The organism is Pueribacillus theae (assembly GCF_003097615.1).
Lineage (GTDB): Bacteria > Bacillota > Bacilli > Bacillales > UBA6769 > Pueribacillus > Pueribacillus theae.
Genome location: NZ_QCZG01000020.1, coordinates 41275 through 67285, shown reverse-complemented (window position 1 = coordinate 67285; position 26011 = coordinate 41275). Strand labels below are relative to the sequence as shown.

Genomic DNA, 26011 nt, shown 5'->3' with positions numbered 1-26011 from the left:
TCACATATCACCACCAGACCTCAGGTAGTGCTGTTTACTTTGTTTTCATAAATCTTTTGACACTACCGAAATTATTTCGGCGACCTACAAACAGCCGCCGAAACTGGTCATATACTATTTAGAAGAAGCTTCCTCAAGGTACAGATCAACGAGTTCATCACCAATTTTTTCTCGGACATTTTTAAGCACGATAGGTTGTGCTTTTTCACGGAATGGTTTTAAGCCCTCTCCCGTTATTTCAGATACTTCTACCCCATTATCTTCTAGGGTTTTGACGTATTCTTCATCCCTTTCGTCTGTAAACGCTATTGCATTTTGAAGGGCTTCACTAAAGCAATCGTCAACAATCGCTTTCAAATCATCTGGTAAACTTTGATAAAATTCCAAATTCATCATAATAGGAAAATATTGATACACCATTTTCATATCAATCGCATATTTCTGAACTTCATATAGCTTTGACATCGCAATAATTTCAAATGGAGTCTCCTGGGCGTCTACAGTTCCTTGTTGTAAAGCAGTATACAATTCAGGAAAAGGAATCGGTGTAGGGTTTGTTTCTAAAGCATTCCAAGCATCAATGTGATTTGAACTCTCTTGCGTGCGAACCTTTAAACCTTTTAAGTCTTCCACCGACTTAACCGGCAAATCTTTCGTTGATAAAACTCTGAAACCTTCATCTCCAAAACCTAATAGTTTAAGACCTTTTTCTTCAAATTTTGGCCCTAGTTTTTCTAACACCGGACCGCCTTCCCTAATCGCATGTCTTGCTTGTTCTTTTGATTCCAATACAAATGGAATATCAAAGATTTCCATCTCAGGCACAAAGTTACCGGCTACTCCTGTCGTTGTAAAAGTTGCGGTAATATTTCCATTCTGAACCCCTTCAAGTACTTCTCTTTCTCCGCCTAACTGACCATTCGGATATAGTTCGAATTTAATTCTTCCGTCACTTTTCTCCTCTATCTCATTTTTTAATTTCAACAATGCCTCTTGTATTCCAGTTCCTTCTGATGGGCCAGAATGAGCAAGCGTTATCGTGAATGTTTCTTCGTTCGAGCCTGAATCATCGCTAGAAGAACCTGTATTGCCTGTTTCCTCATTACTACTACTAGAGGAGCATCCACTGGCGATTACAAGGATGAGTGCCAAAAACAACGCTAATATTTTTGCATTTGTAAACTCTTTCAATTGTACATCCCCCTTATTTATATAGTTAGTTCAGTTAATTCCTATCTTTCTTTGCCCTATAAAACAGTTGTTTTCTCAACAATTCTTTAAAAAAGTCTACTAACATATCTAACCTTCATCGAATCTATAACTTTATATTACTTTTTCAAAACATTGTTTTATTCCGATAATGTGACCCTATCTTTATCTAGCTGTTGAATAGCCGCTTGGCGTGGAGTTATTTTTTGTTCGGCGGACTGGCTAAGCATTGATTTCGTTGCTCCTGATATTTGTTTATTCAGATATCCGAGAATGCTTTCTACGTCCGGGGATACATTTTTATACATTAAAGCGCCGAATATTCCTCCACCTCCACTATTCGCAATAAAGTCTGGAATGACATATACCTCTTTTTCAAACAATATTCTCTCTGCTTCTTCTGTTACTGGTATATTTGCCGCTTCTACAATTAGCTGCGCTTTAATGGATGACTGATTATCCTCATTGATCGCATCAGCAATAGCTGCTGGTATAAGCACATCTACTTCTTGCTCTAACCAAGCTGAACGAGGTAGATTTTCATATTCTGCAGGGAGCATTTCTCGATGTATGTTGCCTTTTTCATCTTTTGCTTGTAGGAGAAGATCGATATCAAGTCCATCAGGGTGGAAGATTGTACCATTTACATCTGCTACAGCAACAATTTTAGCACCTTCTTTAGACAAAGATTTAGCCGTAGTAGCTCCTACACTTCCAAAACCTTGGATTGAAACCGTTGCAGCGTTTATATCTTTGCCAAGCCATTGAACTGCTTCTATTGTAGCTACCGAAACTCCGTACCCTGTCGCAACCTCGACAATCGGAATTCCATCAACTGACAATTGTAAGCCTTTGTTCAGATTACTCATAATCATCTCTTTATTATCTAGTTTATTGAGTAAAGCTTCTGCACTTGATTGAAGTCCTAGATCATGTACGATAATATGTTCAATATCCTCTTTACGAGTTCCTAAATCTTCACTTGTACCCCACATATGCATAAGAATTGGCTTATGCGCTTCTAAAAAACGTTTAAGGACTTCCTTACTATCAGGTGCCGTCGACGGGTAATCAATCCCTCCTTTGACTCCTCCAATCGGCTGATCCAATGCAGCAACCTTTAACGTCATCGTTCGAGCCAATCGCTGCACTTCTTCCTTCGTTACCCCCTCTCTCATTCGAATTCCTCCACCTGCAACTCCATTAACAACCGAATCAAATGCTACATAGCCTTTCGCTTTCGTTATAGGGTCTGTCCATTCTGTTACTAAATAAGAAGTTAGCATGTTTTATTCCTCCACATTTAAATTGTTTTTATTGATCCACTTATGATAAACGTACGCGGCAATCACTAATACGATATAGGCAACCATGACTAACGGTGCATCAACCATCGAAAAGAAAATAAAGAAAAGACTCGAAAGAATACCCGCCCAACAAAAGAAAGACAAAACACGAGGACGAATGCGAATCTCGGCTGCTTCGTAATCTGACTTAAATAGTTTCGGAGCCTTTCTTGCCCCAAACCCTGTAAATACAGCTGCCGCTAGAAATCCTACGGTAATCATTAAACCACTTGCATCTAAACTTATACCTGATAAAATCAATAAAACTCCAAATACAAACCCCGTTATTAATCCAGCAGTTGGGATTTCATTTTTTCCATGTAATTTCGTGAATATCTTAGGAGCTAATCCGTCCTTTGCTATTGCATTTAGTTCTTGTGGGATAATCATAACGGCTACATTCAGTGTTGTTGCAAGCGCTAACAAAGCACCGATACCAATAAACGTTACGAAACCTGGTGATAAGAATTGGGTTGCAATCGTTGTTAAACTTAAATCACCAGTTGCTAATTCTTCTGCAGGCACCAATCTAGATACGGCTAACGTTACAAAGAAGTAGATTAAAGCAACAAGAAGCAAACTAATAATGATAGATAGAGGCAAATTTCTCTTTGGGTTCTTTATATTTCCCCCTAACTCAGTTATAATGTTATACCCTGCATAGGCAAAAGAAGCTAATGCAGCTGCAATGAATAAGCCAGAAAAACCATTAGAAAGAAAAGGTAAATCCGAAGGAGGTGCAGGCTCTCCGATTATTAAACCTGGAAACGCAAAAATCAAAAGCGCCGCTATCATCCAAATAACCATAATGACTTGAATGGCGTTTGTTGTCTTAAGACCAAAGAAATTAATGATAAAAAAGAGCGCTAAAACACCTAATGAAGTAGGAATCAGCGGTGCATTAGGTAAATACATTTGTAAAAATTGGGCAAGGGCGATGGACATCGTGCTCAACACACCAACGGCCGCGAATAAGATCGAAAGCCCCGCTAATAATCCCATAAATGGTGAAAGCAATTTTTTATTATAATGATAAGTACCTCCACTTTCGGGAAACATAGCACCAAGCTGCAAATAGGCAACGCTTCCAAAAATAGCTGGAATAACAGCAATGAGATATACGATATAGAGCGATGACCCTGTTTTTGCAGCGATCGAACCTAGAAAAGCAAAAATAGATGCACCAACCATCGATCCGACAATCACAGCAATAGCCCCTATTAAACCCATCTTTTGTTCAGTGCCCGTTTTTTTGCTAACTTCTGACTGAACAAGTTCACTTCCAGTATTCATCTAATCCATTCCACCTTTACGATTTTTTAGAGTTTTTCCATATCAAAAATATTGGTAATGGACTTAGTACTTTAGGGCAATTGTTGTTATAAACCTTCCTACAAAAACTTAAGATTTCCTTATCGTACGTCACCATGCCCTTTTTTCAACAAAAGCTAGGATACCGCTTTCTTTACCGAGAATATTTTCACCCTCCCATTCGCAATATTTACACTATTGGTAATTTCATAATATTATATATTGTTTATCCGGTCAATATAATTTTGGCCGGATAAACACTTTTAGGATGTTTTTTTGGGAAATTTTTAAACTCTTATAAAGCAAGTCTAAGAATCAACTACATTACTTAAACGGATTATATGGTATGTTGATAATTTTCTTCAAGAATATGTTTTTCAGTACTTATACGATCAAGAACATATTTTGCAATCCGTTCATTATGCGTATAAGTATCTCCGAGAAGTGCTGCGCTTCTTGTCACGCGTTTAAAAAATAAATGCAAGTCATTTTCCCATGTAAAGCCAATTCCACCTTGCATTTGAATTGCATCACCTATCACTTTTTTCGAGGCAGTTGAAGTATACGCTTTCGCAATTGAAACGGCTGATTCGGCTTCGGCATCCCCAGCTTCGAGTGCCCATGCTGCATATTCAATCGCAGACTTCGCACTTTCTACTTGTAAGTACATATCAGCTGCCATATGTTTCAACGCTTGAAACTTTGCAATCACTGTATTAAATTGCTTACGCTGTTTTGTATACTCGACAGTATCATACAATGCTCTTTCTGATGAACCAACCATTTCCGAAGCTGATAAAAGTGCACCTAATTGCTCAACCTTACACATTAGTTTATGACCAATACCCATCCCTAAGCCTTGAACGATGTCAGTCTCCAACAATGGATAATCATCTAGGTATACATCATAAATTGGATAGGTTTCGTCAAAACCTGTCCTTTTTCTGAAGCTTACAGCCGGATTGCTTCGATCTAACACAACAACCGTTTCTTCTTCTAACGGTGTATAACCTGTTCCTGGGATTCGAACAGTTGCAATAATCTTATCAGCATCCGCTGCAAATGGCACTTCTAAAAGTTTTCCGGATAGCGAAAACCCCTTTTCGGTTCTTATTGCCATCGTCTCATAATTGCGCCATGCAATCGTAAGCATCGATTTTCCTGCTTCAACATCGTTAATCAAATTACCATGTTGTTCACATGTTTTTAAAGCATATAACCCAACCAAATTTTCTAACAATGGATAGGGAAGCACAGCACGTCCTGCTTCCTGAGAAATCAAAATTGCATACGTTACACCTGTAACCTTTCCTTCGTTTGGCTCAAGAATCCCTAGCAAGCCTTGTTTCCCAAATAAACTTTGGATTTCGTCTGATACCGTTGGGTTGTTCATAAATGCCCTTACGTCAACAATTTGACAATATTTTTCAAGCATGTCACGTACACTTTTTTGAACCATTCTCTCCTCTTCTGAAAAGCCAAAAAACATGTTCACACACCTCACTTAGGCATTCCGAGTATCCGCTCGGCAATGATATTTTTTTGGATTTGTGTTGAACCAGCATAAATAGTCGCACCACGTGAATCAAAATAAACCTCTTGCATCTTGCCACGACCAACGCTTTCCTCACCCCAGTAAGGAGCTTCCTCAGCAAGAATTTCTATTCCTAACTCTCCCAACTTAACGCGAGTTGTCGTATAGAATAGTTTTTGAAGTGATGCTTCAGGCCCTAATTTTCCTTCATTTAAACGCTGGCTTATTGACTTTAATGAATGGTAATGCATAATCCGGATTTCAGTATAAATCTCGGCAAGCTTTTGGCGATAGTAGCGATTGTCCTTAACAAGAGTGGCATCCGATGTTCTCAAGTCGCCAGCCACTTTCGCAAGGACATTAAATTCATTTTGAAAGCGAATGAGTTGACCAGGCGAAAGTGTGCCTCGTTCGAAACTGAGCGTGCCCATTGCAACTTGCCAGCCGTTATTCACACCACCAACAACATTTTCTTTCGGTATCCTCACATTATCAAAGAATACTTCATTAAATTCTCTGCTTTTATTTAATTGAACAAGTGGACGAACGGTCACACCCGGATTATCCATCGGGACGAGAAAAAATGTAATACCTTTATGTTTGGGCGCATCTTGATCGGTACGAGCAAGTAAAAAACACCAATCAGCATGATGCGCAAGACTCGTCCAGACTTTCTGACCATTAATTACCCATTCATCACCATCAAGCACTGCTTTTGTTTGGAGTGATGCTAAATCTGAACCGGCATTTGGCTCTGAAAAACCTTGACACCAAATTTCATCACATCTGAGAAGCGGAGGAATGTAGCGCTTTTTCTGTTCCTCTGTACCGAATTGGAGTAATGTTGGGCCAAGCAATAATCTACCCAAAACATTCGGGCCATCGGGCACATCTAGTTTACCCGCTTCCTCACCATAGATAATCTCTTCAACAAGTGTTAATCCTTGTCCTCCATACTCCTTTGGCCATGAAATTCCTAAGAAACCGCCCTCGTAAATTTTTTTATCTAACTCATTCAAAAATTTTCCGCGCTCCAGCTCGTCTTCGGGTAACTTAAACCTGGGTGTTCCCCAGCCTTCAGGCAAATTTTCATGTAGCCAATTTCGCACTTTTTCGCGATAAGCTTCCTGTTCAGGTGTATATGATAAATCCAAGATGTTCACCTCTGACCTTTTTAATTTTGAAACAGACTTATTAAACTTTGATCTCTATACTTACCAATTTACAAATCACCTAGTTTAAAGGTCCACCAGCAACATAAATTACTTGACCATTTACAAATGAGGATGCACTATCACAGAAAAACGCAACCGCATTTGCAATGTCGGCAGGCTTCCCGCTACGTCCAACCGGAATCGTGGAAACAATGTTATTAACGAATGATTCAAAAGAAATACCAATACGTTCTGCCGTTGCTTTCGTCATGTCTGTTTCAATGAAACCAGGCGCAACAGAATTTGTTGTAATCCCGTATTTTCCTAGCTCAATTGCCAGTGTTTTTGTAAAGCCTTGCAAACCAGCTTTTGCCGCGGCATAATTCGCCTGTCCGCGATTTCCCAGTGCAGAGCCTGAAGAAATGTTAACGATTCGACCATATTTGTTTTCCACCATATATTTTTGAACAGCGCGGGCACAATTAAACGAACCTTTCAAATGCACATCCATCACTGTTTGCCAATCGTCGTCTGTCATTTTGAACAATAAATTGTCGCGAATAACACCTGCATTGTTGACTAAAATATCGACTTTACCAAATTGATCAACGACTGATTCAACAGCCTTATCCACTTGTGCAGAATCAGCAACATTTGTGATTTTTATTATCGCTTCATAGCCTTTGTCACGAAACTCTTTTGCTGTTTCCTCTAATGCGGTTTCATTAATATCGAGGAGAGCGACCTTTGCACCTTCTTCGGCAAATTTCGTTGCAATTTCTTTTCCAATTCCACGACTTGATCCCGTAACAATCGCTACTCTCCCATCAAATCTCGCCATATCAATCCCCCATTTCTAAAGTTTCAAAAATCAAAGAGCTATATGAACCCTACTTTCTTTTAGAGGTATCTATTAGTCCAAATTAACAATTGTTCTTCCACGAATTTTCCCTTTCAGTATTTCAGGCAATGTTGAAGGCAATTGTTCAAGTGTTACTTCACTTGAAATATAATCCAATAAGTTATCAGGTTTTAAGTTTGCCGCTAATTGCTCCCACAAACTCCTTCTCTTCTCCATTGGGCAATAGACCGAATCGATGCCAATGAGTGTCACTCCGCGGAGAATAAATGGGTGAACAGTGGTTGCAACTTTAGCACCTCCAGTAAGCCCGCTAACCGCAACCGCGCCTCCATATTTTGTCGTACTAAGCACATAGGAAAGGGTGTTTCCTCCTACTGGATCAACTGCTCCTGCCCAACGCTGCTTGTCTAACGGACGAACCTTTTCAGGAGACACATCTGCACGCGAAATCACTTCAGCCGCACCGAGTTTCTTTAAGTAATCATGTTCGGATTCTTTACCTGTACTTGCTACAACATGAAAGCCCCGTTTTGCTAACATGGCAACCGCCATGCTTCCAACTCCTCCGGTTGCACCTGTCACAAGAACAGACCCTTTATCCGGATTAACACCATGTTCCTCTAAACCTTGAATCGACAGACCTGCAGTAAAACCTGCTGTTCCAAAGACCATTGATTCTTTCAAGCTTAAACCCTTTGGCAGCGGTACAACCCAATCAGAAGGCACTCGCGCGTACTCACTAAATCCTCCGAAATGTGATACGCCCAATTCATAGCTCGTAACAATGACTTCGTCCCCTTCACGGAAGTTTGGATCTTTTGAAGTGACGACTACTCCTCCCAAGTCAATACCTGGAACGAAAGGATATGAGCGAACAATTTTTCCATTCGGGTCTCCAGCTAAACCATCTTTATAATTAACACTTGAATATTTCACTTTGATTAACACATCGCCATCTGGCAAATCTTCTAAAGACAAATTTTTTATATCTACTGTAAAGCGATCTTCTGTTTTATCAACGACTAAGGCTCGAAATGAATTCATTTTACACCTCACATAACATTACTAATATTTGACACGTTTATCACAACTGCTCATTTTCTACAATTGTTGCGATCCCCATGCCACCGCCAATACACATCGTTACTAAACCATATCTTGAATTTCTTCTTTTCATTTCATGAATTAACTTCACCATTAAAATGGCTCCAGTTGCACCAATTGGATGTCCTAATGAAATTGCACCCCCGTTGACATTCACTTTTTCAATGTCTAATCCTAATTCATTTACGACAGCTACAGATTGTGAAGCGAAGGCCTCATTCAGTTCAATAAGATCGATATCTTCTACCTGTAAGTTGGCTCTCTTCAAAGCTTTGCGAACCGCATCAACGGGCCCTATACCCATAATTTCCGGGCGCACACCGGCAACAGCTTGGGATTTAATCGACACAAGTGGTTGAATGCCAAATTCAGCTGCTTTTTCAGCGGACGCGAGGACAAGCGCTGCCGCACCATCATTAATCCCAGATGAATTCCCAGCGGTAACGGTTCCACCCTTTTTAAAAACAGGTCGCAAGTTGCTTAGAGCTTCCAATGTCGATTGTGGTCTTGGGTGTTCATCGGTATCAAAAATGGTAACGTTTCCTTTCTTATCCGTTATTTTGACGGGGACAATTTCTTCTTTGTAATACCCTTTTTCAAGTGCATTTGCAGCTCTCTGCTGGCTCATTAGTGCAAATTTATCTTGTTCTTCTCGAGTAATATTGTATTCTTCAGCAACATTCTCTGCCGTAATTCCCATAGGAGCGTCTCCCTTATCGGGTGGAGCAGCATGAAGTTCGAGAAATCTTGGGGGTATTCGACTGTAAGCTGTTGATGGTTTCTCTAATATATAAGGAGCTCTAGTCATACTTTCCACTCCTCCCGCTATATAGAGATCACCTACACCGGATTGAATCCCTTGAGCTGCATAATTAATTGCTTGCAACCCTGAACCGCATTGCCGATTAAGTGTAATGCCACTTATGGATATTGGTAAGCCCGCTAATAGTGCTGAATATCTACCGATATTTGCATTCGCACTTAGCGTATTACCAAAAATGATATCTTCCACATCTTCCGGGTTTACACCGCTTCGTTCAACTGCTTCTTTTACAACTAAAGAAGCATATTCTTCTTCAGGCACATCTTTTAATTGACCATGAGATTTAGCAATCGCAGTACGAACACCCGAAATAATGACGGCTTTTTTCAAAAGTTTCACTTCCTTCTATTAAACTACAGAAACTGACTAAAAAATTATTTAACTTTTGATTTTGGACCCATTGGTTCTGGTAGAAATGGACCGTCTCTTTTCTCTAAAAAGGCTTTTATCCCTTTCTCTTCTGCCAACTTCATAAATTCTTCTCTTTCTTTCGAATGAGCTGTATGACCAAGTGTTGATATAGGTGCAGTATATTCCATTGCGCTAGCCAGTCCAGCTGCTAACGTGCCTTGCATGATCAATGATTTCATATATCGAACAGAAAGATGAGGAACTTTTGCGACTCTCTCAGCTACATACATTACAGTATCCATTAATTTTTCAGGAGGAACACATTCATTTACCAAACCGATTCTTTCTGCTTCCTTACCGTCAAAATGATCCCCTGTGTACAACCATCGGCTAGCATGCTGCCTACCACATAAAGCAGGGATTAGAAAAGTACTATTGGAACAGTGTCTAATTTCTGGTTGACCAAATACAGCTGTTTCAGAACAATAGGCCATGTCGGATGCCATGGCTAACCACATGCTACCACCTAAACAATACCCTTCCACTGCTGCAATAACGGGTTTCTTTAAATTAAAGAAGTGTAGCTGCCTCCTTACGATTGCATCGTCAGCTTCTTGCCAAAATGCAATAAAATCACCTACCGTATCAAATCTACCTGGATCTAAGACATTTTTTTCACCTGGCTCATTCGCCATATCATATCCTACGCCGAAGTGCCCATTGCCTGTAATCACCATACAATTTACACCGTCATCAGCATCCCCCTCATCAAGAGCAAGGTGAATTTCACTTTCTAATTCATCACTTAAAGCATTTAGTTGCTTCGTGCGATCAAAGGTAATTTTAAGAACCTTCCCAATCCTTTCAAGCTTCACCCACTTATATTCGTATTCTCCAGGAATTACTTTTTTATCATTATTTGCGAACATAGAAATACCTCCTATTTAATAATTTGTTTAAAACTTTTTTTCATTACTTTATAGACCTTTGGAAGCCAAACTAAATTTATGTTCATTCCCCCTTTACTTTTTATAAAATTAATTTTCAAAATGTTTTCCTAATATCTATAATATTATAAAAAAAATGACCAGTCAATATTATTTTGTCTGGTCAGTATTTTAATATATACAAATAATTAAAAAGGTAGTTCGATCCCTAACTCCTTACGGATTTGTTTATAGTCATTCATTAATTGTTCCCCATCAAACCCTCTTTCATTTGCCTGATCTACCCAATTGTTCCATGTTTCTTCAGCTGATTGTTTAAATTCTTTTTCAGCTTCTGGAGACAATTTAATAATTTCTCCCTTACCCTCCACCAATTTCTCTAATTCTTTCCACGCGTTAGCCTCTTGTTTTTCATAGTTATCTACTAGCATTTCACTAAATTCCGGTAATATATCTTCTACAAAAAGATTTCTTAAATCTTCTGGCATTTTTTCGAGAGCTTCGGTTCTTATTACTGGTCCACTAATTGGTAAATACATTTTGAGATCCACAATGTATGGTGCAGGTTCATATAATTTAATACCCATTCCCCCTACTGTCGACCACAACGCAGCATCAATTACCCCTCGCTGAAGGCCTTCGTACAAATCGGCTAGGTCTAACTGAACTGGTGTGACTCCCCACTCTTCAAAAACTAAATTCCAAGTATCATTTGTAACAGCAACTTTCATTCCTTTCATATCGTCAACTGAGCGAATTTCTTTTGTACTATATATGACGAACGGATCGCTTGCAGCACCAACTTTGGAGTATGTGATTTTATCTCCCCAAACACCTTCTCCATGTAGTTCCATAAATTTTGTTTGGACATTTGCGATATCTCTTACATTCTCAAAAGAAAATGGAAGCTCTAGAAGCGACAATTTGAATAAATCTGTATCATAAAAATATCCGGGTACCCCTAAAGCCATATCATAAAGTCCACCGTTTAAATCATCTAAAGTTGAAGTGACTGAACCTAGAACCGCACTATGGTGGAAATTTATCTTAAGTTGGCCATCTGTTTTTTCCTTAACAACTTCTTCCATAGGTTCAAAAACATTTGCCGCTAGATGATGAGTGGCAGGAAACACATTATTAAAATCTAATTCTATTACTTTTGATGTTCCTGTAGATTGCTCTTGTCCTTCCTCTTGTTTACCTCCAGTTGAACCACTGCAAGCAGAAATAAGCAATACCAGTAAGGATAGATTAAAAATTAAAAAAAGTTTGTTTTTAAATAACATAGTTAAATTCCCCCTCATAATCCATAATTAAATTCTACAAACTGTATCACCAAAGAATAATGAACATTTAAACTCTAGCATTCTATTTTCCTTTACATTATATTCACCCTCCTGATAACTAACTTTTGATTAAGTTATTTTAAAAGGAGGAACTTGGTAAGAACAATGCTAATGTAGGAAAAATAAAAAGCAAAACGATCATGATTACTAAAGGAATAACAAATCTTAAAGCTCCTTTGAAAATGGTGTTCAATCCTCCCATTTCTGGTGCAACATCATTAAGAACAAAACATAACATGCCAATCGGTGGTGTAATCATGGCCATTTCAATAAGTAATACAACAATGACACCAAACCAGATCAAATCAACTTCTAGTGCCACAAGTGTAGGTAAGATAATCGGCAATGTAACGACAATCATCGACAATGAATCCATTACTGCTCCTAAAATTATATACATTAAAACAATAAGCATTAAAATACCGAGAGTTGATAAATTAGTAGAAGTTAAAAAGTCACTTAGATAAGTTGGGATTTTCGTTAGAACCATGAAATAACTTAAAATAAATGCTCCAACTACAATAGCAAATATAAAGCTAGTTGTTGTTAATGTACTATTTAAGGCGGTAATGAAACTTTTTAGCGTAATTCTTCTTCTTATTAAACCAATTACGAGAGCTCCAAACGCACCAACCCCAGCGGCCTCCGTAGGAGTGAATAAGCCGAAATACATTCCGCCTATTACTAAAATAAATAATAGGGCAATCGAATATATAGACTTAAATGAACTGAACTTCTCTTTCCAACTTGTTTTTTCAACAGCTGGACCAAATTGGGGTTTAATAAGAACGGATACATAAATAGTTATCATATATAATAAAGCTAGTATAATCCCCGGAATAATCCCCGCTATTAGCAGCTTACCTATAGAAACCTCAGTAATTAATCCGTATACAATAAAAGCTGTACTTGGAGGAATCAAAATACCAAGTGTTCCACCTGCTATAATCGCACCAGCAGATAATGATTTATCATAACCCGAATTAAGCATTTCTTTCGAAGCGACAACTCCCATTGTTCCCGTATTAGCTAAACTTGATCCAGATGCAGCAGAAAAAATAGCTGACGCACCTACTGTAGCTATACCCAATCCACCTCTTAGTGAACCTGTCCAAACTCTAAACATATTAAAAAGCTCACTGCTAATTCCAGAAATATATAGCAGCTGTCCCATTAAAATAAACATTGGAATTGTAGCTAAAGTGTAACTAGATGTTTGATTCCATACTATTGTATGTAAACTAGTGGATACGGCATCCCAGCCACGAATATAATAAATGCCAATAATTGCAGGAACCATCATTGCAATCGCAATTGGAACTCGAATAGCCATCAATACAAACATTACGATTATTCCTATAAACCCAATAACTTCAACTGGCATTATTACTCTCCTTTATTTTTTTTATATTGAACTTTCATTTTATTCCTGTTCAAGTGTTGGTCTAAATACTTTTACTAAGTTTAACAAGGCGACTAAACTCCAAAAAATGAAACCAATGCCAACTAAAAATACGAATGGGTAAAGCTGCACCTTTAGTATGGCAGTTGTTCGAAGAGTAAAGAAATAATCAATGGCAACTTGAATATTGATGATTCCAATTAATCCACAAAAGAAAAATATTAATAAATAAGCAATTCCATCAAAGAATCTTTGGGTTTTTTTCGAAAAACGATCAACGATTAACCCAATCGAAACATGGCCATTGATTTGTTGCACATACGCCAAACCCAACATCACTAAAACTACCAACATTAACTGAACAAGTTCATAATCTCCTAATACCGCATGGTTAAATTTTCGCATAATGACAGAAATTGTGATAAATATCATCATAACGGCTTGAACAAACATGGAAATATACTTCGCATATCTGGATAGCAAAGTTATAGACCTATCAATTCTATTCATCAATACCAACCTCCTCACCTTGCCTTTTCTTTGAAAGCTTATTGACCATTGTTCATTTAAACTTTAAAACTCATTTTCAAAACCCATCCGTATTTCCACATTACTAAATTTTCAAACCCTTCTCTAAAAATCCATATCGTATAAATGGTATGTCCAGTCAATATAATTTCGACTGGTCATATTACTTTTTTAAAAGGTTTTGCCATGTAAAAAAACCTTTCAATAAATCAACATTATCAGAGGTGTTCTATATTGTGTACCATTTTAAGATTTATACATGTCAAGTTTTTATATTTATTTAGTGATAATGCGCTTCGCTTTAAATTCAAAACGATCCAAAGAGTTAACGGCTACTAATTCAACTTCTGGTGTAATGTTGAATTTAGCCTTTATTTTATCTTTGACATTCTTTATAAAATCTACTGCATCGGTTTCAGATCTGCATTCAACCTGTAACTTCAATTTGAACAAAGCTCCTGTCTCTTTACGAATAGAGGAACTGTCCTTAACGATTCTAAATTCACCGCCAAATCCGTTGACTTCTTTCAATGCAGATTCAATACCAGAAGGCCATACCCTAACACCTGAAATTTTTAACATATCATCGGATCTTGACAAAATACCTCCCGGGAAAACATGAGAAGTTCGTCCACAAGGACAATAATCTTCAGAATAAAGAACATAATCATCAGTCCACCACCGAATTAGCGGTTGAGCATCTGTTTCTAACGTCGTTAAAACTAGTACCCCTCTTTCACCAGGTTGAACCGGTTCTTTTGTCTCTGGATCTAAAACTTCCCAAATAAAATGATCCTCTTGCATATGAACACCCTTCTGTTCTTTGCAAGTATATCCCCATCCCATAGCTTCCATCATACCTGGGCAATCAAAAACTTTCACACCCCAAGTTTCTTCAATTCTGCTTCGAATGACAGGGTCTGATCCACCCGGTTCCCCACTTAGAACAATATATTGAAGATTGAGGTCTTTCCGAACGTGAATGCCTTTCTTTGAAGCAAATTCTGCTAAATGGAAGGCATAGGAAGGAGTCATAAAAGCACAAGTTACTCCATATCTCTGCATCACTTGCAATTGTCTGTCGCTTGACCCAATACCCATGCTAATGACGGAGCAACCAATTCTTGTTGCACCCCAATGCACAAACCAATATCCTAAAAATAGTTGGGGATTAATTATATTTTGTACAACGTCTTCTGGACGTATTCCAAAAGCCCAGTAACTTCTTGCTGATCTTTCTGTTACAACCTCTTGGTCTCTAAATGTTAATAAAGAAGTTGTCGGTTGCCCAGTCGATCCAGAAGATGAATATAACCCAGAAATCTGCTTTAAAGGAACTGTCAGATAATCACCATATGGGGGGTGTTCCGCTTGACTTTTTCGTATGTCATCTTTTGTAGTGATTGGTAGTTTCTTTAAATCTTCAATTGTTCTTATATCAGAAGGTGAAACACCAGCTTCCTTAAATTTTCTTTGATAAAAAGGGGTCTGATAAGCTTGTTCAATTATTTTTTGTAGTTTATCCTCCTTTAGCCTAAGCAATTTATCTCTTGACATTGTCTCCATTTCAATATCCCAAAATTCTGAATAACCAATTTCTTTTGTCTGCAAATCATAAGCCCGTTGTCTCGACATTACTTCATTTACCATACATACACTCCCTAATAAAACTCGTATTTTGAAAAGCATAAGCAAACCGATTGGAAAAGCGGCATCAACTTCTAAGTTCGACACCGCTTTAATTGTAAAAAACCTGTGATACCTTGGCTTTTGAAGCAACAAATCTACTTTGTATGAAGCTTATTGTATTCTTTTAATGGTCTTACCTTTAATTATTCAGTAAACATAGCCTTATAGTAATCTTTTTCAGAAGAAATACCTACATGAATATGTTGTACTTCTGTAAATTCTAATAAACCATAAATTCCTGATTCTCTTCCAAAACCGCTATGTTTAAATCCTCCGAATGGAGCTTTGTTACTGATAAGGGCAGAATCATTAATAAGCACCATACCGGTTCTCATTTTCTTTGCAACTTCGATTGCACGATCAATACTCCTACTCCATACGTTTCCTGATAATCCATTTGGATTATCATTTGCCATATTAATTGCTTTATCAATCTCATCATATGGGATAACAGAAATAACAGGTCCAAAAATCTCTTCTCTTGCAATTCTCATATCATTCGTCACATTCGTAAATACTGTTGGATTTATCCAATACCCTTTTTCAAATTCTTCTCCTTGAGGTTCATCACCACCAATTGCAAGAGTGGCTCCTTCTTCTTGCCCAATCTGAATATATTTTTTTATTCTATCATGTTGAACTTTTGAAATAACTGGGCCAATTCCAGCTTCTGGACCAACACCTACTTTAATTGCTTTTGTGCGCTCTACTAATTTTTCAACCACTTCATCATGAATACTGCGTGGTACAAATACTCGCGTACCATTATGACACGTTTGCCCATTATGTTGATAACCTGTAAACAACGCACCATCAATCGCAATATCTAAATCTGCATCTTCAAGGAAAATTTGAGCTGATTTTCCTCCTAATTCTAATTTCAATCGCTTTAAGTCATCCGATGCCAAATTCATAATTCGTTTACCAACTTCAGTCGAACCTGTGAAAGAAATTTTATTTACAAATGGGTGTGTGACCAAATATTCCCCTACTTCAGGTCCATCTCCAGTAATCACTTGAAGAACTCCGGCGGGAACGCCAGCTTTTTGAGCTAACTCAGCGATAAAGAGTCCATGCAATGGTGTTTCATTTGCCACTTTAACGATTACACTGTTTCCCGCAGCAAGTGCCGGTGCTATTTTCCACATCGCGAGATATAATGGCCAGTTCCAAGGAATAATTCCAACAACAACCCCTACAGGCACTCTATTCACGAAATTAAGACTTGGAATTCCCATTACTGAATTAGGAGGTATCGCCTCATATTCATAGTCCGTGCGAACTAAATCTGCATATGTTCTATAACCATCTATCGTGTTAAGTATTTCAACATCCGCTTTCGCAACCGTTGACCCTGATTCAGCGATAAGTAGCTTTGCTATTTCGTCATAATTTTCTTCCATTAAATCAGCGAGTTTATTTAATACTTGTGCACGCTCCCCAGTTGTTTTGTTCGCCCAAATACCGCTTTCAAAGGTGGCTTTAGCTGCTTTTACAGCTTTTTCAGCATCTTTCTGAGTTGCTAATGAGGCATAACCCACTACCGATTCGTCAGCAGGGTTTATTACCTCAAATTCTTTACCTTCTTCCGCGTCGACGAATTCACCGTTCACAAATAATTTGTAATGTTTTAACTGATCTTTTGAAATAACTTGACTCAATTCAATTACCTCCTAAAAATTATATGATTTAAATTTATTACCTAAGAAAAGGGATACAGAAAAAAACATCTACACCCTCATGCACTTCGTTTTTCACCACCCCCTAATCTTTAGAAACATTAAATCCTAAACAACTTTACTATTTATTTTATTTAAATATTCACAATTGTAATTTGTTTATCTGGCCATAATAAAACTCCTCATAAATTTTACAATTCATGACAAGTTAAGTTGCTTTACGGTTTCTAATTTTCTTTATATTAATTCGTTTTCTGTAGTCTTAACTCTCTTCGGAGAATTTTTCCTGCCGGAGACTTTGGCAACTCATCTCTAATTTCTATAACTGTGGGACATTTATAAGTTGTCAAACGTTGCTTGCAAAAATTAATAACATCATCTTCTGTTATGTTGTGATCCTCTTTAAGTGCAACAACAGCTTTTACCGTTTCTCCGTAATAATCATGGGGGATTCCAATGACAGCGCTTTCTTTTATGCCAGGAATTTCATATAGAATCTCTTCCACTTCTCTAGGATAAACATTATATCCACCCGTTACGATTACATCCTTTTTACGATCAGCAACGTAAAAAAAACCGTCCTCATCTCTATAAACAACATCTCCCGTATATAACCATCCATTGCGTAATGTGATCTTATTTTCTTCAGGTTTATTCCAATAACCTTTCATAACTTGAGGACCTTGAACAATCAATTCACCAATCTCACCTACAGGAACCTCTTTTGTCCCGGTTTCAAGATCAACAATCTTGCAATCTGTATCCGGAAGTGGAAGTCCAATACTTCTATCTCTTTTCTCCCCCCCAACCGGGGTTAAACAAACACCAGGAGAGCATTCTGTCAACCCAAATGCTTCTGTAAGGTTACTACCGGTGATTCTTTCGAATTGTTTTTGGACTTCTATAGGTGTTGGAGCACCTCCACTTGTACATATTTTCAGTGATTTAAGATTGTATTTCGGTAAATCAGGATGATTAATGAGCTCTACATATAAAGTCGGAACCATGCATAACATTGTTACGCGCTCTTTTTCTACAGTCTCTAAAATATCAGTTGCGCTAAAACGCGGTTTAACAATGATTGTCTGCGCAGTTGCAAGAGCGAGATTCATAACACAATTCAAACCAGTGATATGCGAGGTAGGTAAAATTAATGGAACGACTTCCTTCCCTTTTTCCAAACCTACATACCATTCAAACATTTGCCAAACACTTGCCATCATATTTTTATGTGTAAGCATTGCCCCTTTTGATACACCTGTTGTCCCTCCTGTATAAGCTAATAAAGCAACATCATCCATTTTAATAGAGGATTCCATAAAATTAGATGAATAGATGCTTAACAATGTATCAAAAGAATAAATAGTAATTGATTCGTTTAACTCAATACTTTTAGTAAAATTTTCAATTCTTTTTTTTATTTTTGTCACAATCATTTTATGTATCTTAGTTTCGTTTTGAATTTTTTTAAAACGTTCAACAAGCTCTTTTTCTATAATTAAAATATTTGTTCCAGAATCATTAATCCGATAAGAAATATCACGGCCTTTATACAAAGGATTAATGGGTACGGCAGTAGCACCAATGTTTAAAATTGCACAATAGCTTATTATGTACTCTACGCTGTTCTGCATCATTAGAGCTACTCGGTCACCTTTCGAAACACCCAAATCTTCTAAAGAGTTTGATAGCTTATTTATTTTTTCTACCAGTTGCTTGTAATTAATTGTCATATCAAAAGACTTTATAGCAACTCTATCACTAAACTTCTCAGCATTCTCTTTTATAATTTCCGTTAAAGTTCTATCTGGCTCATTTAAATATTTTCTAACTGTAGGCGGATAATTTTTATGCCAAACTCTTTCTATCAATTTTACCTCTCCTCCTATTCAACTAAAAATACAATTGAGTATCCATTCAAATTATATAATTCATAATAATATATATATATTATCCGGTCAATATATTTTTACCCTAATAAATGACCGGATAATATTTTTTATTAGTTTATTTTATAAAACCATAGTAAAATAATATTTAAATGAATTTCAAAATATCCATTCAGTATTTTTTAAAAGCCATAGGAGGTCAAATGATTAAAATGAATAAAAATGCCAGTAAAAGAAAAGAACAGCTCCTTAGAGCAACATATCAAGCTCTTTCAGTTAAAGGTTTTAGTGCAGTAACATTACAAGATATTTCTGATTACGCTGGAGTAAGTAAGGGAGTTACAAATTACTACTTTAAAAACAAGGATGATGTTTTATATCAAACGCTTGAATGGGTAACAAATAAAATTTATCATGATGATCATACTGCAATCAGCAAAGAGACAACAGCAATGAATAAGCTTAGGACATATATGTTAAGTACATTTTCAACTCCTAAAAGAAATAGAAGGGTTTATAAAGTTTATCTTGATTTTCTAGCTCAAGCAGTACATAATCCACGCTATCTTGAAATTAATAATCAGTTTTATGAAAATTGTTGGAGTATAGGAAGGGAGATTGTATCTCTTGGAATTAAGGAAGGAGTATTCTATTCGCAAGATATCGATAACGCAGCAATCACAATTCGAACCATCATTGACGGTTGTCTTACACAGTGGTTAATGAGAGATAATGAGAAACTTCCTAATCGAGATCAACTTCATGATTTTTATCGCAAAATTTGCTTTGAGGCAATCGTTGGTTTTTTAACAAATGAAAACCCTAAAAAATTAAGTATTCTAGAAGAAAATTAATTTTAGGATCTATCTAAGTACAAAATTAGATTTCTTAAGCCAATTTAATTATTCTCATATTAAAAAAAAGGAGAGTTTGCACCCTCTTTGTTGCTTATTAAGGCATTGATTGGGTCAAAAGTACGAAGTGATTATTTTAAATAAAATGCAATATATACACGCATCTCCTATATCTTTATTTGTAGTTTGATTACTAAAGTACAAAAGATATTTTGGAGATTGCGTGTTTTTTACTGAATGATTTTTTAGAATTTAATGGGCACCCTAGACTTTATTAACGCTATACATGCCCATGTGTGAATTTAATACTAATACTCCAAAATCAAAGTAACCGGCCCATCATTCGTGAGGTGAACATCCATCATGGCGCCAAATTGTCCTGTCTCAACAACGACGCCTTTTTCTCGCAATAATTGGTTAAATTGATTGTAAAGAGGTTCTGCTTTATCTGGCTTTGCGGCATTAATAAAGCTTGGCCGGCGTCCCTTTCGAGTATCGCCATAAAGCGTAAACTGGGAAACAGATAATATTTTTCCTTCAACGTCAAGCAAGGAGCGGTTCATTTTCCCTTCCTCGTCTTCAAAAATGCGCAGGTTCACGATTTTATCCGCAAGATATGCGGCGTCTTCTACATCATCATCATGCGTAATTCCCACTAAAAGTACGACACCGTAATCGATCTTTCCGACAATGTTTCCACCCACTGCAACTGATGCGTTTTTTGCACGCTGTAATACAACTTTCACCTTATCTAGCTCCCATCATTGCATCACTCTTCGAACCGAATAAATATCGTGTATTCTCTTAATCCGCTCGACAATTTTGTGAAGGTGGTTTACATTGTGAATCAAAATTGTCATGTTCACCGTCGCCAATTTATTCCGGTCTGTTCTTCCTGTTACAGTCTGAATGTCTGTTTTCGTTTCAGCTACAGCTTGAAGTACTTCGTTCAGTAAACCTCTACGATCATATCCTGTAATTTCGATGTCAACATGGTAGCTTTTATTATTTTCGCCATCGCCTTGCCATTCCACTTCGAGCAGCCTCTGTTTTGCATCGTCTGTTTTGAGGTTGGGACAATCGACTCTGTGTATGGAAACACCGCGGCCTTTTGTAATAAATCCGACAATTTCATCGCCAGGCACAGGATTGCAGCATTTCGATAATCGAATAAGCATATTGTCTACGCCTTTTACTCTTACACCGGTATCTGTTTTCCGATGTTTAGCTTGAGGCTTTGATTCTGCGATCGATTCAATTAATGACTCATTGTCCGTATTTTCATCTTTTTGTTTTCTTAATTTGTCAGTAAGCCGTGTAGCAATTTGCGCTGCGGTAATGCCGCTAAATCCGACAGCAGCATACATATCATCTTCATTGGTAAAATTAAATTTATTTGCAGTGTTTTTCAGATTTTCCGGAGTGAATACGAGCTTTTCTTCAAAACCGTGCTGCTTCACTTCTTTTTCAACGAGCTCTTTCCCTTTCGCAATATTTTCTTCACGCTTCTCTTTTTTAAACCACTGCTTAATTTTGTTTTTTGCCTGCGAACTTTTCGTTAGTTTCAACCAATCTCTGCTTGGCCCATAGGAATGTTTGGACGTAATAATTTCAACAATGTCCCCTGTTTTTAATTTATAATCCAGCGGCACCATTTTACTGTTTACTTTGGCACCGATTGTTTTGTTGCCGATTTCTGTATGAATTCGGTATGCAAAATCGATCGGAATGGAACCTGCCGGAAGTTCGATAACATCGCCTTTTGGCGTGAAGACAAGCACAGTATCGCTAAACAAATCCATTTTTAGGGATTCCACAAATTCTTCCGCGTCATTCGCGTCATTTTGCCATTCTAAAATTTCTCTAAACCAAGTTAGTTTTTTCTCGAATGCTGTTTGCGGGTTCTTTTTGCCCTCCTTGTACGCCCAATGCGCAGCAATCCCGTATTCCGCGACATTATGCATGTCTTTTGTCCTGATTTGAACTTCAACTGGATCCCCTTTCGGGCCAATGACGGTTGTGTGCAGTGATTGATACATGTTCGCTTTAGGCATCGCAATATAATCTTTGAAACGGCCAGGGAGCGGCTTCCAGCACGTATGGATAATGCCAAGGGCTGCATAGCAATCGCGAATACTGTTGACAATCACTCTTACTGCAAGCAAATCATAGATTTCAGAAAACTGTTTTTTCTGCAGCACCATTTTTCGATAAATACTGTAGATATGCTTGGGTCTGCCTGAAATTTCCGCTTTAATGGATACCGAATCAAGCTGGCGTTTAATCTCAGCTTTTATCTCTTCAACATTTCGTTCCCTTTCCGCTCTGCGTTTTTGCATCAAGTTTACAATCCGATAATATTGCTGCGGATTTAAATAACGAAGAGAAATATCCTCCAGCTCCCATTTAATTGTTGAGATTCCGAGGCGGTGTGCAAGAGGAGCGAAAATTTCAATCGTTTCATTTGCTTTCTCGATTTGTTTCTCCTTTGACATATATTTTAATGTCCGTATATTATGAAGGCGATCTGCGAGTTTTATAAGAATGCAGCGGATATCCTGCGCCATTGCGACAAGCATTTTTCGATGGTTTTCTGCTTGTTGCTGCTGCTTTGATTTAAATTTTATTTTCTTTAGTTTGGTGACGCCGTCAACCAAATCGGCAATTTCTTCACCAAACTCCTCCTTTAAATCATCAAGGGTGACATCGGTATCCTCGACGACATCATGAAGAAACCCAGCGGCTGTCGTAATATAATCCATCCCAAGTTCAACTAATATTCCTGCAACTTCAACAGGATGATTAATATATGGCTCCCCAGACTTGCGAAACTGGTTAGAGTGGGCTTCTTTCGCGTATAAATACGCTTTCTCCAAAAAAGCGATCTCGCCATCAGCCATATAATTTTTAGCCATCTCTAGTACGTGATCGATTGTCACATTAAATCACCTTTATATTATCGTTTTTATCATTATCGTTAAATTGCGGCAAACTGTAAAGCATTTCGATGGAATCTGACCCGCTGGAAAGTTATCCTTTCCTCCGTAAAATAAAAAGCGCCCTTTTTAGAAAGAGCACTTATCTTTATTCATATTTTGTTAGAACAAAAACATCGTATCCATCAAGTTTGCCTCTACCTTTAAGATAAGCCAATTCTATTAAAAAAGCAATACCTGCAACAATTCCTCCAAGACTTTCCACAAGTTTAATTGTCGCTTCAATCGTTCCGCCTGTCGCAAGCAAGTCATCGGTGATGAGCACTCTCTGGCCTGGCTTGATGGCATCTTTATGCATGGTAAGCACACCTTTTCCATATTCAAGGCCGTAATCAACGCTAACCACTTCTCTTGGCAGCTTTCCGGCTTTCCTCACAGGAGCAAAGCCTACACCGAGTTCGTATGCGACAGGGCAGCCAAAGATGAATCCTCTCGCCTCAGGCCCCACAATAAGATCAACTTGTTTGTCTTTTGCATAACGGACAATATCGTTAATCGCTTGTTTATACACTTCTCCATTTTGCATCAATGTCGTAATATCCTTAAATTTAACACCCTTTTCTGGATAATCATTAATAATCGTAATATAAGGCTTATAATCCATTAATTTTTGCCCCCTCAGTAAATGAACAATGGTTTATTTTTTTCAAAAAGGATTTAAGTTCTTCGTAAGATGAGTATAATAATGCCTTTTCAATCTCAATCATTTTTAACTTTTGGGTGTACGTTTCTGATTCTGCCAAATCTCTTTTAAGCGGTTTTGTGACGAATGAAACATTATCCTTCTTTATTGTAACAAAATTAAGTTCTGAAAACACTTTTGACATGAAGTGAATCGAATCGATAGACAGCCGCTTCGCCTTTGCTAAGCGCTCTGCTTGATGCAACGAAAATGTTTTTTGTTTCATTAGAAAAGCATAATAAAACTTAAATTGTTCACGCGATGGCACTGAATCGAAAAAATGATTCTCCGTATTGAAAAAAACAACATACGTGCGTTCAGGTTGTGTCGTTTCATACCAGTCTTTGAAATGCTGCAAATCGTAGGGCAAATCCAAAATGAACAAGAAAGGCTTTTCCCGTTCATAGCTGCCTTCATCCTTAATAGGATTATATGCATGTTGCCTCCAATCGTTTAACTGTAAAACGTCCAGCGTGCCTTCCCTAAAATAAACGAGTTGAATGTTCTCAGCCGGTAGTTTGCCAAGCTCGCTATGAATCTTTCTTTTTCCCCTTAAATCAAATAATTGCCATTCATTCACACTCATATCCAGCAACATGAGCTGCGGTTTCCTGAAACCGTTCCATTCATTTATCGATAGCTCTCCTACAACAGACACTGCCGAGCCTTGATTTATTTCATTAAAAAGGTGGCCAAAATGAAAACCAATCCCGTCAAGCGTTGCCCCATTTTCTTTTAATTGGAATTTCAGATGATTTTCCTTGCTGCCGATTTTTTTCAATTGGGAGAGCTGCTTGTTTTCAAATAAAAATTTGGGCGCAGGGTTGTCCGTACCGAAAGGTTGAAGCCTTGCTATTTCCTCAATGGTGTCAATTGTTGTATTCTCTATATGGCATACAGCATCGATCTCCGATATCGGTGTAAAATCGTCCTCCGTTAATTGTTGATGGGCTTTTTCGTTAAGGCGACGGCTTAATTCATCAATATCTTCTGTTGCAATAGTAAGGCCTGCCGCCATTTGATGCCCGCCGAATTGGGGCAAAATATCTCTGCACTCAGAAAGATTTGCATATAAATCGAAAGCGGGGATGCTTCTTGCTGAACCTTTCGCCTCACCAGTTTCCGGTTCAATTGCCAGGACGATCGCCGGGCGGTAATACCGTTCAACAAGCCTTGATGCGACAATGCCGACAATGCCGGAATTCCAGCCCTCTCCTGCTACAACAATGACTCTACCCAGTTGGTTTTGTTTCTCTACCAATTCCATTGCTTGCTTCGTTATGACATTGACAATTTCTTGCCTTTCTTTATTTAGGCGATCAATTTCTTCTGCGTACATCTGAGCTTCTTCTTCATCTTCCGAGATTAGTAGATTTAATGCAGGTTCCGCCGAATCAAGCCTGCCTGCGGCATTCAATCTTGGCCCAATCGCGAACCCAATTAGTTCTTCATTGATTTCATTTCCTTGTATGCCGGACACTTTCAGAAGCGCATCAATTCCGGGCTTTTTGCGTTTACCAATTAATTTTATGCCTTCTGAAACAATTTTCCGATTTTCATCCTTCATCGGGACTAAATCAGCAACTGTGCCAATCGCCGCCAAATCTAGCATATCTCTTGGCAATTCACCTAAAAGGGCATGCGCCACTTTAAACGCAACACCAACCCCGGCGAGCCCTTTAAAAGGATAAGAACAGCCGGGCTTTTTTGGATTGACGATGGCATAAGCTTCCGGGAGCTTCGGCGGAGGCTCGTGATGGTCAGTAATGACCAAATCGATGCCGAGCATCAAAGCCACTTCAGCTTCATAAACAGCGGAAATCCCTGTATCAACCGTAACAATCAAGTTGACTCCTTGCTGCTTTGCCCAGCGAAAGGCAGCTTCGTTCGGCCCATATCCTTCTGTAAACCGGTTCGGAATATATGTAAAAAAATCCGCTTTCAATTTTCTTAGCGTATAAACAAGCAAAGATGTGCTCGTTACCCCATCAGCGTCATAGTCACCAAATATAAGAATCCTCTCTCGATTCTCTACTGCCTGCTTTATTCTTGCAACTGTCTTGTCCATTCCATCAAGTAAAAAAGGATCATAAAACTGTGCTGCGTCAACATCCAAAAAATTTCTCGCATCTTCTTCCGTGACAATGCCTCGCGTGACAAGCAATTTTGCTGTTAATTCACTAATTGACAGCTTGCTTTGTAAATCAAAAACAGCTTGTTCGGATGCCTTTTTTAATCTCCATTTCGTTTTTGCCTTTAACATGAAATCACCTCTTAACCCTTTCTCATTATACAAGAGATGGGT

The 26011-nt window shown here is 38.0% G+C and carries 20 protein-coding genes; 1 reads left to right on the top strand and 19 read right to left on the bottom strand.

From position 1 onward, the window contains the following. Window positions 1–114: 114 nt before the first annotated feature. From DCC39_RS10750 to DCC39_RS10680, 15 genes are all read right to left on the bottom strand, one after another. Window positions 115–1191 (bottom strand): TRAP transporter substrate-binding protein, encoded by a 1077-nt coding sequence (locus DCC39_RS10750; protein WP_165820841.1) that lies wholly within the window; start codon window positions 1189–1191, stop codon window positions 115–117. A 158-nt stretch (window positions 1192–1349) separates the two neighbouring features. Next, the gene (locus DCC39_RS10745; RefSeq protein WP_116554899.1) at window positions 1350–2495 is read right to left on the bottom strand and encodes a Glu/Leu/Phe/Val family dehydrogenase; all 1146 of its coding nucleotides are present in this window, start codon (window positions 2493–2495) and stop codon (window positions 1350–1352) included. 3 nt (window positions 2496–2498) lie between these two features. Beyond that, entirely contained in the window at window positions 2499–3848 is a 1350-nt protein-coding gene (locus DCC39_RS10740; protein ID WP_116554898.1) for an APC family permease, read from the bottom strand. A 355-nt stretch (window positions 3849–4203) separates the two neighbouring features. Further along, complete coding sequence (locus DCC39_RS10735; RefSeq protein WP_116554897.1) at window positions 4204–5355, bottom strand: acyl-CoA dehydrogenase family protein; 1152 nt, start codon at window positions 5353–5355, stop codon at window positions 4204–4206. 11 nt (window positions 5356–5366) lie between these two features. After that, the gene (locus DCC39_RS10730) at window positions 5367–6563 is read right to left on the bottom strand and encodes an acyl-CoA dehydrogenase family protein (RefSeq protein WP_240613603.1); all 1197 of its coding nucleotides are present in this window, start codon (window positions 6561–6563) and stop codon (window positions 5367–5369) included. Window positions 6564–6633: 70 nt separating this feature from the next. Continuing rightward, a complete protein-coding gene (locus DCC39_RS10725; protein ID WP_116554895.1) occupies window positions 6634–7395 on the bottom strand; it encodes an SDR family NAD(P)-dependent oxidoreductase in 762 nt (253 codons plus the stop codon). A gap of 72 nt (window positions 7396–7467) precedes the next feature. Next, a complete protein-coding gene (locus tag DCC39_RS10720; protein ID WP_116554894.1) occupies window positions 7468–8460 on the bottom strand; it encodes an NADPH:quinone oxidoreductase family protein in 993 nt (330 codons plus the stop codon). Window positions 8461–8500: 40 nt separating this feature from the next. Further along, a complete protein-coding gene (locus tag DCC39_RS10715) occupies window positions 8501–9673 on the bottom strand; it encodes a thiolase family protein (RefSeq protein WP_116554893.1) in 1173 nt (390 codons plus the stop codon). A gap of 44 nt (window positions 9674–9717) precedes the next feature. Then, window positions 9718–10623, bottom strand: a complete 906-nt coding sequence (locus DCC39_RS10710) for an enoyl-CoA hydratase/isomerase family protein (protein WP_116554892.1) — start codon at window positions 10621–10623, stop codon at window positions 9718–9720. Between the two features lie 206 nt (window positions 10624–10829). After that, window positions 10830–11927, bottom strand: coding sequence for a TRAP transporter substrate-binding protein (locus DCC39_RS10705; protein ID WP_165820840.1), 1098 nt, complete (start codon window positions 11925–11927; stop codon window positions 10830–10832). A 139-nt stretch (window positions 11928–12066) separates the two neighbouring features. Next, entirely contained in the window at window positions 12067–13371 is a 1305-nt protein-coding gene (locus DCC39_RS10700) for a TRAP transporter large permease (RefSeq protein ID WP_116554890.1), read from the bottom strand. A 39-nt stretch (window positions 13372–13410) separates the two neighbouring features. After that, window positions 13411–13899 (bottom strand): TRAP transporter small permease, encoded by a 489-nt coding sequence (locus tag DCC39_RS10695; RefSeq protein WP_116554889.1) that lies wholly within the window; start codon window positions 13897–13899, stop codon window positions 13411–13413. Between the two features lie 294 nt (window positions 13900–14193). Continuing rightward, window positions 14194–15567: a phenylacetate--CoA ligase family protein gene (locus DCC39_RS10690; protein ID WP_165820839.1), complete on the bottom strand. Its 1374-nt coding sequence runs from the start codon at window positions 15565–15567 to the stop codon at window positions 14194–14196. Window positions 15568–15749: 182 nt separating this feature from the next. Further along, window positions 15750–17267, bottom strand: coding sequence for an aldehyde dehydrogenase family protein (locus tag DCC39_RS10685; RefSeq protein WP_165820838.1), 1518 nt, complete (start codon window positions 17265–17267; stop codon window positions 15750–15752). 260 nt (window positions 17268–17527) lie between these two features. After that, window positions 17528–19156 (bottom strand): long-chain-fatty-acid--CoA ligase, encoded by a 1629-nt coding sequence (locus DCC39_RS10680; RefSeq protein WP_116554886.1) that lies wholly within the window; start codon window positions 19154–19156, stop codon window positions 17528–17530. A gap of 221 nt (window positions 19157–19377) precedes the next feature. Here DCC39_RS10680 and DCC39_RS10675 point away from each other — a divergent pair, with 221 nt between their 5' ends. Next, window positions 19378–20028 (top strand): TetR/AcrR family transcriptional regulator, encoded by a 651-nt coding sequence (locus DCC39_RS10675; RefSeq protein WP_240613602.1) that lies wholly within the window; start codon window positions 19378–19380, stop codon window positions 20026–20028. 308 nt (window positions 20029–20336) lie between these two features. Here DCC39_RS10675 and dtd read toward each other — a convergent pair whose 3' ends face one another. The 4 genes from dtd to recJ form a co-directional block, all read right to left on the bottom strand. Continuing rightward, a complete protein-coding gene (dtd, locus tag DCC39_RS10670) occupies window positions 20337–20774 on the bottom strand; it encodes a D-aminoacyl-tRNA deacylase (RefSeq protein ID WP_116554885.1) in 438 nt (145 codons plus the stop codon). A gap of 15 nt (window positions 20775–20789) precedes the next feature. Further along, window positions 20790–22943: a RelA/SpoT family protein gene (locus DCC39_RS10665; protein WP_116554904.1), complete on the bottom strand. Its 2154-nt coding sequence runs from the start codon at window positions 22941–22943 to the stop codon at window positions 20790–20792. A 169-nt stretch (window positions 22944–23112) separates the two neighbouring features. Beyond that, window positions 23113–23628 carry an adenine phosphoribosyltransferase gene (locus tag DCC39_RS10660; protein WP_116554884.1) on the bottom strand — a complete coding sequence of 172 codons (516 nt, stop codon included), beginning with the start codon at window positions 23626–23628 and terminating at the stop codon, window positions 23113–23115. Continuing rightward, window positions 23618–25969 carry a single-stranded-DNA-specific exonuclease RecJ gene (recJ, locus tag DCC39_RS10655; RefSeq protein ID WP_116554883.1) on the bottom strand — a complete coding sequence of 784 codons (2352 nt, stop codon included), beginning with the start codon at window positions 25967–25969 and terminating at the stop codon, window positions 23618–23620. Before recJ ends, DCC39_RS10660 begins: the two co-directional genes overlap by 11 nt. Between the last annotated feature and the right edge of the window lie 42 nt (window positions 25970–26011).